This window comes from Chryseotalea sp. WA131a (assembly GCA_025370075.1).
GTDB lineage: Bacteria > Bacteroidota > Bacteroidia > Cytophagales > Cyclobacteriaceae > ELB16-189.
Window position 1 is genome coordinate 3,725,746 of record CP073016.1, and the last position, 12,720, is coordinate 3,738,465.

Consider the following 12,720-nt stretch of genomic DNA (forward strand, 5'->3'; position numbering starts at 1 on the left):
CGTAAGTCAATAAAATAGCTGATATTTGAGCATGGCAGAAGAAAAATCCGTTCGTTTAGGGCAGGCCTCCCGCAAGTTAAATGTGGGCCATAATACCATTTTGGAATTTTTAGCCAAGAAGGGTATTGCGGTGGAGAACAACCCTAATGCAAAACTTTCCCCTGAGCAGTATACTATGCTGGCCAAGGAGTTTGCTTCTTCTGCTTCTGAAAAGCTAGAAGCCTCCAGCCTTACCATTGGCATTAAGCCGGTGGAAACGCCATCAACCAAAGCTGAGCCCGAAGTGGTGCACCGCAAAAAAACGGAAGATGAAGAAAGTGTGCTGATCAAAAATCTAGGCTCAAAGGAAATTGTAAAGCCTAAAGAAGAACCGAAGACCGAAAAAGTAGAAGTTGAAAAACCGAAGCTGGAAGGTATTAAGGTGGTTGGCAAAATTGATTTAGAAAAGGAAACACCTAAGAAAAAAGAACCGGAGCCAAAGAAGGAAGAAGAAAAGCCCGAGCCAAAAGAAGCGCCAATTGTTGAAAAGCCGGTAGTGGTAGAACAAGAGCTTATCAAAGCGAAAGCTGATAAGTTGCAGGGTTTAAAAGTAGTTGACAAAATCTTATTGCCTACAGAAAAGAAGAACCAGCCAGTGGCTTCTTCCGATCCTTCAAAGCAACAGCAAGGCAATGGACAAAAACGTCCGCGCAAGCGACTGCCCAATACCAACACCTCAAGGCCGAATGATGGACGGACGGGCGCTGGCCCACAACGACCAATGCCGACAAGGCATACGCCCAAGCCTGAACTGACTGACAAACAGATTCAAGATCAAGTAAGGGCAACCTTGGCCAAACTCAGTAACAACCAAAAGAAATTTACCGGGGCCAAATACCGTAAAGAAAAAAGGCAAGCCGTATCCGATGCGGAAGAGGTACGCTTGCAACAAGAGGAAGAGTCATCAAAAACATTAAAGGTTACCGAGTTTATTTCGGCCAACGATTTGGCCTCGATGATGAACGTATCAGTAAACGATGTAATCTCTACGTGCTTAGGATTAGGCATGTTCGTATCCATCAACCAACGCTTGGATGCCGAAGCCATTACCGTGATTGCCGATGAGTTTGGCTATGATGTGCAATTTGCTTCTACAGAAGAAGAAGATGCTGCCATGGAAGCGGAGGATAGTGAAGACGAACTTCAACCACGTGCCCCCATTGTAACGATTATGGGTCACGTAGACCACGGAAAAACTTCCTTGCTCGATTATATTCGAAATACAAAAGTGACGGCCTCCGAGGCAGGTGGTATTACCCAGCACATTGGTGCGTATGATGTGATGACCAAGAGCGGAAATAAAATCGCATTCTTGGATACGCCCGGTCACGAAGCATTTACGGCTATGCGTGCTCGTGGTGCCAAGCTAACGGATATTGCGGTGATTGTCGTGGCAGCCGATGATGACGTGATGCCGCAAACAAAAGAAGCCATCAATCACGCACAGGTGGCAGGTGTGCCACTCGTTTTCGCCATCAATAAAATTGATAAACCAACAGCCAATCCAGATAAGATAAAAGAGTCACTTTCTAAGATCAATATTTTGGTGGAAGATTGGGGAGGCAAATACCAAACCCAAGGCATTTCCGCCAAAACAGGTCAGGGTATTGATGATTTGTTGGAAAAAGTTTTGTTGGAAGCCGAACTACTCAATTTAAAAGCCAATCCTGACAAACCAGCGGTCGGTTCTATCATTGAAGCAGAGTTAGATAAAGGTCGTGGTTATGTAACCACGCTGATGGTGCAAGCAGGCACACTTCAAGTGGGCGACATTATGGTGGCTGGTTCTAACTATGGCCGTGTAAAGGCGATGTTTGACGATACCGGAAAGCGCGTGCAAAAAGCAGGGCCTTCTACTCCTGTGCAAGTTTTAGGTTTGGATGGCGCTCCCCAAGCGGGCGAAAAATTCCAAGTGATGGAGACGGATCGCGAGGCACGCGAGGTGGCGAATAAGCGCAGCCAGATTTTGCGTGAGCAAAGCATCCGCACCAAGAAACACATTACCTTGGATGAGATCGGCAGACGGTTGGCCATTGGTTCTTTCAAAGAGCTGAATGTGATTGTAAAAGGCGATGTGGATGGTTCGATCGAAGCGTTGTCTGATTCATTGTTGAAACTATCTACTCCGAAAGTGGGTGTAAACATTATTCACAAAGCGGTGGGTCAGATTTCAGAATCCGATGTGTTGTTGGCTTCGGCATCCGATGCCATCATCATTGGTTTCCAAGTTCGTCCGTCTCAGTCAGCACGTAGATTGGCCGAGAATGAAGAAATTGAAATCAGGCTATATTCGATCATTTACGATGCCATCAATGAAATAAAGGCAGCCATTGAAGGCATGCTCGAGAAGGAGATGGAAGAAGTGATTGTGGGCAATGCCGAAGTGCGCGATGTATTTAAGATTTCGAAGATTGGAACAGTGGCGGGCTGTATGGTCACAGATGGTTACATGAAGCGCGCCAACCCAATCCGTTTGATTCGCGAGGGCATTGTAGTGTATGCCGGTAAGTTGACTTCACTGAAGCGTTTTAAAGACGATGCCAGCGAAGTAAAATCCGGTTTTGATTGCGGCTTGGGCATAGAAGGCTTTAACGATATTAAAGTGGGCGATGTGATAGAGAGCTACGAAACCCGAGAGGTTAAGAAATAACAGAAATTGTTTGAAAATTGAAAAAGCCCTACACGGGCTTTTTTTGTTGGCAACAAATTGGCCACCTTAAATCGAAGCGGGCTTATGCAAAAATGTATTACCGAATGTTTATTGGAAATGTAATTACAGTCCCGTCTCAGTAATTGGATAACCTTTTATATCTTTATAAAATAAACCACATAAATTTACTCCATGAAACTTTTGTTGGCTTTCATCACGAGCTCGCTCTGCCTTATAGGTTGCTCAATAAATGAGGCTGACTATAAAATTAAGGGGGCTACCTCCAACCCCTCTTTGGCAATTCCTCTCATCGAGGGGAGCATAGGAATAGTAGATGCATTTAGTGAAAACGATCTCTCCTATGTAAAAACCTATTCTGACGGCTTGATCTATTTGAACTATGACCAAATGCTGTCCTCGCAGGATGTCCGCAACTTGATAAACCTGCCTGCTTTAAGCATAACTCGCTCGGTTCCTGTAGCTGCAGGAACATACCCTCCCTCCCCGGCAGACTACACCTTGCCGCCTGTTAATTTTCCCATTGACATGACAACTTCACCCGAAAAGTTAACCGATATAAGCTTTAAGGGAGGATCTCTGTCATTCAATATTTCATCTATCACCCCAGCAAATGCTAACTTTTTATTCGAATTAAACTTAACAATACCCGAGTTTAAGAATGCTGATGGACTATCACTGACGCAAAAGGTAAGCACCGGATTAACAACTATCCCCCTTCAAGGTTATACCTATACATCCACTACCTCCAATCGATTCAACTTACAAGTTGTAATGATTGTAAAAAAATCAACCAGCTCGGTAACCATTTCAGATAATAGTAATATTAATATCGATCTTTCGCTGGTGGGTTTGGATTTTCAATACATTCGCGGCTTCTTTGGCGATCAGACTACTACTACCTCGACACAAACTTTGTCTATCGCGGCCTTTGGCAGCTCGCTTTTGATAGGGAAAGCATCCGTGGCTTTCAAGCAACCAATCATTAATCTCACGGTTGTGAACGATTATGGGGCGCCCTTACAAGTCAATTTTATAAAACTTCTCGGAAGAAAGAATACCGATGTAATTTCCATTACAACCTCGCCCGCTAGCCCGATCATGGTAAGCTCACCCGCCACGCTTGGTGCCTCGGCCAGTACAACCGTCTCTGTTACCAATATTACCCAAGTGTTGAACTTTGCCCCTACCTCGCTAGAATATCAGGTATCCGGCAGAATCAATCCGGGTCTTACTACTGGTTCTAACTTTATGGCAGACACTAGCAAGATGAGAGTGAAAATGCATGTGGAAATCCCTCTGTATGGAAGTGGTTCAGATATTATACTGTCAGATACCGCAACCATCGATCTAACTAGCATCAATCAAACGCAGATTGAAAAGGCAACATTACAAACAAAAATCACGAATGAATTGCCAATGGATGCTTTTATTCAGCTTTACTTAGTCGATAAAAATTCCGTTGTGCTTGACTCTCTCATCTCGTCCAATCAAAACCCGATTGTTAAGGGCAGTACGGTAGATGCAAATGGCGACTTAAAAACAGCTGGCATCGCCAACAAAAGTATTGATTTAGAAAGTACCAAGGTGACTAAACTTTTTCAATCAGCTAAATTGATTTTGGTCGCAAAACTCAATACATCGGGTGGTAATGGAGGCTCCCTAGACGTAAAATTCAAGTCCCAGTATAAGTTAACTTCATCCATTGCATTGTTAACTAAGATTAGATTAACCACCACATTCTAATGAGGTTCCTTTTATTGATCATTTTTTTTATGGAGGGCAATTTATTGTTCGCACAAAATGAAGGCACGTTGACCCTGATGAATAGCCTTCCGCAACACTTAGAAAACAATCCTTCCTTTATACCCAAATACAACTTCTCGTTTACGCTACCAGCAACTTCTTTTAGTGCTTTTTATTCGAGCAACGGTTTTGCGTATGGCGATGTAATCAGCAAACAATCAGATGGCAGCACGGTGGCCGATTTACCAAAGCTGCGAGGTGCATTGACTGAAAAAAACTACTTGTCCCAAGCATTCTCAGTTGATTTGCTTCGGATTTCTTTCAAGGTAAACGATAAGCTTTTCATGAACCTAGGTACGCAAGGAAAAGGATACAGCCGGGTGATGTTGCCAAAAGATGCAGTCGCTATTTTAATTGATGGAAATCAACCTGCCAGTTTATCTGGATCCGGATCCAGCAACTTCACCTTGAGTCCGCAAGTTGAATCCGTGTCGTATTTAGAAACTTACCTAGGAGCTGCTTATAAACTAAATAACGACCTGACCATAGGCTTACGGGCCAAGCTTTTGCATGGAATAACGAATGCCACAACCCAGAATTCGAATTTCAATCTTTCTACTGATAATGCCACTTACGCCATCAGTGCTACGGCTGCGGCCGAGTTGCGGACATCAGGCATCTATAACCTAACCCAAAGTAACTATTCGTTTAGGGTGGGTGATTACTTGAGTAACAGTGGCTTTGGGGTTGACCTTGGTGCTACATTTAAAGTCACTGATAAGTTCACATTGGCTGCAAGTCTGTTGGATATTGGTAGTATCCATTGGCAAAACAATACCTACGCTTACTCTTTAGACGCGGTCAAAGCGAAATATACTTTTTCTGGCTTCGATCTTAGCAAATTGGTAAACAATGAGCAAAACTATGTTGAGTCGATAACTGATTCAATAGCTAACAATTTCAAATTTGTGGAATCAGCTATCCGTTCTTACTCTTCGACCATTCCAAGTAGAATGTATTTGAATGGAACCTATCAGTTGAGAGGGCAACTAAGCGTGGGTGCCATTTTGTTTGGTGAAACATTTAAGGGAAGAACAACAACAGGCATAACGCTCGGGCTAAATAAGCATTTCGGTAAATGGTTTAGCCTCTCCGGCAGCTATACCGTCTCCAGCAATGCATACAATAACGTTGGTTTGGGATTTTCACTAAATCTAGCTGTGGTGCAATTCTATATGGTTGGCGATAATCTTTTAAGGATCCCTATTTCGGGAAACGAAATCAATGGTTTCGTTAATTCTACTCAGTTCTTCAATATAAGAACGGGTATGAACTTTGTTTTCGGGTGGAAACCAACGAAATCAAGTAACGTTGCAAAAGCTGATGACTTTAAAGTGAAGGGCAAGAAAAAAACAGTCAAATCGACCAATGGTCGCGCGTCCGATTTTAGAAGAAGGAAAAAGTAACGAGTTGTTACAGCTTAAGCACTAAAGCGAAAAGCCCCAAATTGAGGCTTTTCATTTTAGAATCTTGCGTTCTTTAATATTCCTTAATTTACTTCATTTAAATCTACCTCCGACAAATGTCTTTTATAGACAGGAGTCAATTGCATTAACGTTTGTGTTTGCGCAGTGGTGCGGTTTCGAAGCCGCGTCCTGTCCCAGACACCGAACGTGGAACGAAGATAACACTTTGAGTAACACGTCACCGCACCATTGAGCATTTTGTTGGCGGCTGTTCTCGCACTCACCTAATTTCAGTTTTTTGTCCAAGTAAAGCCAAGTATTGGATATCCGCTAATATTTGGGGATTGTTTCTTTAGTTCAAATCCATTCCTTTTCATTGTCGTCAAGAATTTGTCCATAGTGAGAAGCGGCCTTCTACATTTAGGGTCCGAACAGTAACTTTCCACGTCCTGATTTTTTTTAAAACCGTCCCTAAAAAACAAAACACCATTCGTCTTCAATTTCCTGCCCAAGTCAATCGACATAGAGTCGAGCGAAGAGAAACAATGAACAGTTGCGTTGCTGTATATCAGGTTAAAGGTGTTGTCGGGCAAATTTGTTTTTTTTAATGTCCCGATAGTGATGATGAATTTGTTGTTCATTCTTAAATCCCTTCCGCTCTGCTTTTTAAAATCATCAATAGCCTTGTCGATATTTTCCTTCTTTAGGATGCTTGAATCTATGTCCTGAATATAGATTGTTGACTTGTCCATCAGGGTCGCCATCGCAACTGTCAACGCTCCAGACCCAGCTCCAACGTCAGCAAATGTCATTCCCGATTGATAGTCCATAAATTGAAGAATGGGTTGAAACGTCTTTTTGCTACCCTTTTCGTTCATGACTGATTTCGGAGCACATGTCGACAACAAAAGAGTCGCAGATAAAAAAATAAAATAAATGCTTTTTCTCATTTCTGGTAAACGAATTTGTCCAGCGAGAATTGCCGCCAACATATCATCTCTTTCCAAAATTGATCGGACACACCTGCCTTCATGGCTTTGAAGCTAGGCATTATACGTAGTGGCAATACTTTTTTTCTTGGAAGATATGCCGATTAGAACTTGACTGCTGGTGCATTTTCAGAGCCCTGAGCTGCCTCAAATCCTTTTCTAACACTAAAGTCTTCACCACCTCCAAATAGATTAAGGGCAAAACGCTTAAAAAACCCACGGACATAAGAATTATAGCCCTTGATGGACTCGTTGTATCGTTGACGAGCTACATTAATTCTGTTCTCTGTTCCTTCTAATTGAGATTGTAATTCTTGAAAATTTTCAGTTGAACGGATTTGTGGGTAGGCTTCAAAAGCTAAATTTATAGCGGTATTGATTTTTCTACCAGCAACCTCTAAATCTTCGGGTGTCTTAGCATTTACAATACCAGCCCTTGCCTGAGTCACTTCTACTAAAATTCCTTTCTCATTTTCAGCTGCGCCCTTTACAGTAGCCACCAAATTAGGGATAAGATCTGCTCTACGTTGATATGCAGCCTGCACATCTGAGAATTGAGCATTTACTTCTTCTTGTAATTTTACGGCACTATCATAAACCCCAGTACCCCACATAAAGAACCCTCCTACTATAACTACAATTGCTCCAATAATTACCAATGTTGTTATTAATCCTTTACTCATATTTTTTGTTTTAAAAATTTATGCAAATCTACGAATTTATGAGGAAATCATTTTTAGCGATAATTTGTGTTTTTCTATTGTCTTGCAAAATCGACCGCGATAAAACCGTTGATCGCAGCAAATACACCTTTTTTATTGGCGATGATGCCGAACTATTTTTCCGTAACGTCCGTCAAATTTACTATGACCGCAGCAGCCCTGACGGAAAATGGCAAGCCTACCGATATGGCAAACGCTACCAAGGAACCGAACGACCGAGCATAAACCCGGTAATTGTAATCAATTGGCTGAAAGATGAAGCCTATTTGCTGATAGAAGAAAACGAACCTTTAACAACCGAAGATTTTTTACAGCTACGAATCAATTCAAAAAAAGACACCACTATTATTGACTTAAAGGAGCGAGGTCGAGAACGGATGCTGGAATTTGGTAGCCAAATCTACGAGGCCATCCAGGCCAAAAAATCCATTTATGTTTTATGCAAACGTGAATATGTTCCAATCTTTACTGATGAGCCAGAGCAAGAAGCCTTTCGGATAACGATGAGTGATTTTTACCGATTGACGCGGGTGTTTTAAAACGTATGCTTATGGCAACACGGCCACCAAATTCTTTTCCATCAAAAACTGAGCAATTTGCACGGCATTGGTAGCAGCGCCTTTCCGCAGGTTATCCGACACAATCCACATGTTTAAGGTTTTGGGTTGCGATTCATCTCTGCGCAAGCGGCCTACAAAAACCTCGTCTTTTCCGTGCGAAAGGATGGGCATCGGATACACATTATTTTTCACATCGTCTTGCACAATAACCCCATCGGTGTTTTCCAATATTTGACGAACTTCCTTCAGATCAAAATCTTGGTAAAACTCAACATTAACTGCCTCGGAGTGACCCCCGATAGTTGGGATCCGCACGGTGGTGCTGGTCACTCCAATGGTTGAGTCGCCCAATATCTTCCGTGTTTCGTTCACCATTTTCATTTCTTCTTTGGTGTAACCATTTTCCAAAAATGAATCGATGTGCGGCAAAGCATTCATGTCAATTTTGTGTGGATACACTTTTATTCCGTTGGTAATCCCTTGGCGCTCTTCCATCATTTGCTGCACAGCATCTTTGCCGGTGCCTGTTACGGATTGATAGGTAGAAACCACAATGCGTTTGATTTTATATTTGATATGTAAAGGGGCTAGTGCCATCACCATTTGAATGGTAGAGCAATTGGGATTGGCGATGATGCGGTCATCAATTTTCAACACGTGCCCATTGATTTCAGGCACTACCAATTTTTTGGAGGGATCCATGCGCCAAGCCGAAGAGTTATCAATCACGATCGTTCCCTTTTCAGCGAACTTAGGCGCCCACTCGAGTGAAGTATTTCCACCCGCTGAAAAGATGGCAATATCAGGAGCCAATGCCACCGCTTCTTCCATGCCGATGATGGAGTAATCTTTGCCCTTAAATTTAATTTTCTGCCCTACCGATTTTGGCGAGGCTACTAAATACAATTCGGTAAATTCGATGGCACGCTCTTCCATCACACATAAAATCTCTTGACCAACTAATCCGGTGGCTCCCACAACTGCTATTCTCATTTCAAAAAAAATTTTATAAGCAACAAAAGTAGTATTTTTGAAATACAACATGCGGCTTTTTGCGCTCATATTGACGTTGTTATTTTCTGCACTCGTTTGTAGGGCGCAGTTTACCGATAACTTTTCAGACGGGGATTATACCAATAACCCAACATGGACACCTGACAACGGCTCTAATTGGACCATAGCCGACAACCAACTGCGTTCGAATTCATCTATTGCGAGTTCCACTTTTTACATTAGCACCCCTTCAACACAAGCCCTAAATGCCCAATGGGAGTTTTATGTCAACTTACAGTTTAACACCAGCAGCGCCAATTTTGTAGACATCTATTTGATGTCGTCAACTGCTAGCATGATTTCTGCTGACGGCTACTTTGTAAGGATTGGTGGCACACCCGATGAAATTAGTTTGTACAAAAGCACGAGCGGAACAGCTTCGATTTTAATCAATGGTACAGATGGAATTACCAATGCTTCTAACAACACCTTAAAAATCAAAGTAACACGCGATGTATCCAACCTATGGAAGTTGGAGCGAGATGTTACGGGAACTGGCAACTCATTTGTTTCGGAAGGTACAGTGGTCGACAACTCATTTACAACTGGTTCAATATTTGGAATCCGAATCACACAATCAACCTCTAGCTTCTTTCAAAAGCACTTCTTTAGCGATTTTTATGTAGGGCCAATCATAGGCGATATTGTTCCACCAGTTCTCAATTCGATTTCCGTAATCTCATCAACGCAGTTGGATTTAGTATTTAACGAAAGTTTGGAAACCACTTCATCACAACTAATCTCCAATTATTTTGCGAACAACGGGATCAGCAATCCAGTATCGGCCACTTTGCAAGCCGACCAAAAAACTGTGCGGTTGACTTTTGGAAATTCGTTTAGTAATGGCATTCAAAATCAGTTGACATTGATGGGCATAAAAGATTTGGCTGGAAATAGTATGAGCAGTATCAAACAGAATTTTTTATTCTTTCAACCTGTCGCAACAATCAATAAAGATATCATCATCACCGAAATTTTTGCCGACCCAACACCTCAGATTGGGTTGCCAGATGCTGAATATATCGAAATTTATAATCGCAGCAACAACCCCATCGACTTGATCGGTTGGAAACTTTCGGATGGGTCTTCCATTGCCACTTTCCCTTCTCAAATTATTTTACCAAAAGAATATTGGATTGTAACCGCTTCGGCCTCCACGTCAAAATTTACTTCCTTCGGAAAAACCATTGGGTTACCAAACTTCCCTACGTTGAACAATGACGCAGATGTGCTCACCCTACAAACTTCCTTCACCATCGATTCGGTCAATTACAATTCGAATTGGTACAAAGACGATGACAAAGCCAATGGTGGCTGGTCGTTGGAATTGATTGACCCCAATAATCTTTGTGGTGATGCCAATAATTGGACAGCCACCATCGATGCAAAAGGCGGAACGCCAGGAAAACAAAACTCTGTCTTTGCCAACAAACCCGATGCGGAGGGTCCGAAATTAATTTCAATAGTAGCAAGCTCTTCTCAATTAACGTTGACATTTAACGAACGGCTCGAAAAACCTTTGGGGGTAGTTTCTGTGAACATTCTTCCGCTCCTGCCAATTGCCAATTTGGGCTTGAGCAACGCTGCGTTAACAGAAATCAAAATCAACCTCTCACAACCAATCGCACCTCGGCAATTGTATACCATTCAAATCACCAACTTGCGCGATTGTGCGGGCAACCTCATTCAAGATAATTTCAATAAACTGGATTTTGCCCTACCCGAAAATGCCGATAGCCTGGATGTGTTGGTGAACGAACTGCTGTTCAATCCGCGACCTGGTGGCGTTGATTTTGTTGAAATCTATAATCGCTCGGCCAAGTATATCAATCTTAAAGATTTTCGGTTGGCCAATTTCGAAAATGGTGTTGTCAAAAATTCAAAAACAATTTCGGTCGATTATATTTTAGCACCCACCAGCTATTTGGTCTTGACAACCGACCCAGTAGTCTTAAAAGCTCAATACCTACAAAGTGTGGAAAAGAATTTTTTGAAAGTAGATATGCCAGGCTTGAATGACGATGAAGGGAGCATCGCCCTCATCAACAATCAAAACAAAATACTTGATTACTTTTTGTATTCAGATAAACTCCATTCTACTTTTTTAAAAGATACCGAAGGTGTTTCGTTGGAGCGGATTTCGTTTTTCCAAAATACTAACGAAACCAGCAATTGGAAATCGGCCAGCTCAAACGCAGGCTTTGCCACACCTGGATATATTAACGCCAACGCTCGGCCCGAGAATTTCGGTAACGAAAATTCCATTTCGGTTGACCCAGAGGTTTTCTCTATTCAACAGCCCGGTCAAGATTTTTCTAAAATCAATTACAAGTTCGATCAAGGCGGTTGGGTGGCAAACATCAAAATCATCGACCAACAAGGCCGGTTAATCAAGACCATCGCCAACAACGAAACGCTTGGGGTTGAGGGCTTTTTTCGGTGGGATGGGCAGCAAGAAGATGGCACCATGGCCCGTATTGGCTATTACCAAGTATGGGTTGAAGTATTTGATGGCACTGGCAATATTCAGACTTTTAGGAAGAGGGTGGTAGTGGCGGCACACTAGATTTCTGCCAAGCTATTACTGACCAATGGCGATAAACTAAATAAAAACCCATTTTTTAAAGCCCAGACACCTTTTTACAATAAAGGAATTAATTGCCTCACATTTTTTGTTACGGGTACTACCCTTTATTTTTGCAAATCTTTTTCCAAAACCTAAAAGAAGAACTTATATGGCGAAATCAGTGAAGAAAAAAGCAGCAAAGCCAGCCAAAAAGGCAACGGCAAAAGCACCGGCTAAACCTAAAAAAGTTGTAAAGGCACCTGCAAAGAAAGTTGCTTCTAAGGCCAAGCCTGTAAAAAAAGTGGTCAAGGCACCCGCCAAACCTGCGAAAAAGGAGAAAGCACCTGTTGCTAAACCAGTAGCAAAAAAGGAAACTGTAAAAAAAGTGGTAGTAGAGTCAGGCGAACTGAGAACAACCAAGCCTGCTGCTCCGCCATTAAAATTATCTCCCTCTCAATTGAATATCTTCCCAATTCTGAGTCATCGCCCCATTGCGCACAAACCGACCAACCCTTCTACCACATCAGAAGACAAAACGCGCTATAGCGATGAAGAGTTGAAGGAATTTGAAGTGTTGATAAAAGCCAAGCTTGAAAAAGCCCGCGATGAATTCAAAATTTTGAAAGACACCCTTACCCGCACCAACGATGAAGGCACCGACAGCACCTCGGGAGGAAATACAAAAGTTTTGGAAGACGGAGCTGAAACAGCCGAGAAAGAAAACTTGAGTCAGTTGGCCGCACGCCAATTAAAATACATCACCAATTTAGAAAATGCCTTGATCCGAATTAAAAACGGCACATATGGTATTTGTTCTGTTACCGGAAAACTGATTTCAAAAGAGCGCTTGATTGCGGTGCCACACACTACCCAGTCGATTGAGGCTAAGATGATGAAACAAGATTAACCTC

General features: G+C 42.3%; 9 protein-coding genes. 6 read left to right on the forward strand and 3 right to left on the reverse strand.

Annotation, left to right across the window (positions count from 1 at the left end; translation table 11 throughout):
* Nucleotides 1-31: 31 nt before the first annotated feature.
* From infB to KA713_17160, 3 genes are all read left to right on the forward strand, one after another.
* Nucleotides 32-2,689, forward strand: a complete 2,658-nt coding sequence (gene infB, locus KA713_17150) for a translation initiation factor IF-2 (protein UXE66162.1) — start codon at nt 32-34, stop codon at nt 2,687-2,689.
* 192 nt (nt 2,690-2,881) lie between these two features.
* Nucleotides 2,882-4,453: a hypothetical protein gene (locus KA713_17155; protein UXE66163.1), complete on the forward strand. Its 1,572-nt coding sequence runs from the start codon at nt 2,882-2,884 to the stop codon at nt 4,451-4,453.
* Nucleotides 4,453-5,919: a hypothetical protein gene (locus KA713_17160; GenBank protein ID UXE66164.1), complete on the forward strand. Its 1,467-nt coding sequence runs from the start codon at nt 4,453-4,455 to the stop codon at nt 5,917-5,919. Before KA713_17155 ends, KA713_17160 begins: the two co-directional genes overlap by 1 nt.
* Nucleotides 5,920-6,209: 290 nt before the next feature.
* Here the strand turns inward: KA713_17160 and KA713_17165 are convergent, their stop codons facing one another.
* Together KA713_17165 and KA713_17170 are read right to left on the reverse strand one after the other, a co-directional pair.
* On the reverse strand, nt 6,210-6,869 hold the full coding sequence (locus tag KA713_17165) for a methyltransferase domain-containing protein (GenBank protein ID UXE66165.1): 660 nt from the start codon (nt 6,867-6,869) through the stop codon (nt 6,210-6,212).
* A gap of 143 nt (nt 6,870-7,012) precedes the next feature.
* Nucleotides 7,013-7,591 carry a LemA family protein gene (locus tag KA713_17170; GenBank protein ID UXE66166.1) on the reverse strand — a complete coding sequence of 193 codons (579 nt, stop codon included), beginning with the start codon at nt 7,589-7,591 and terminating at the stop codon, nt 7,013-7,015.
* 20 nt (nt 7,592-7,611) lie between these two features.
* On the opposite strand from KA713_17170, the gene KA713_17175 reads away from it, so the two are divergent.
* On the forward strand, nt 7,612-8,169 hold the full coding sequence (locus tag KA713_17175) for a hypothetical protein (GenBank protein UXE66167.1): 558 nt from the start codon (nt 7,612-7,614) through the stop codon (nt 8,167-8,169).
* Between the two features lie 9 nt (nt 8,170-8,178).
* Here KA713_17175 and KA713_17180 read toward each other — a convergent pair whose 3' ends face one another.
* On the reverse strand, nt 8,179-9,183 hold the full coding sequence (locus KA713_17180; GenBank protein UXE66168.1) for an aspartate-semialdehyde dehydrogenase: 1,005 nt from the start codon (nt 9,181-9,183) through the stop codon (nt 8,179-8,181).
* Between the two features lie 37 nt (nt 9,184-9,220).
* Here KA713_17180 and KA713_17185 point away from each other — a divergent pair, with 37 nt between their 5' ends.
* Nucleotides 9,221-11,809, forward strand: a complete 2,589-nt coding sequence (locus tag KA713_17185; protein UXE66169.1) for a lamin tail domain-containing protein — start codon at nt 9,221-9,223, stop codon at nt 11,807-11,809.
* 490 nt (nt 11,810-12,299) lie between these two features.
* Entirely contained in the window at nt 12,300-12,716 is a 417-nt protein-coding gene (locus KA713_17190) for a TraR/DksA family transcriptional regulator (protein UXE69176.1), read from the forward strand.
* Nucleotides 12,717-12,720: the final 4 nt, after the last annotated feature.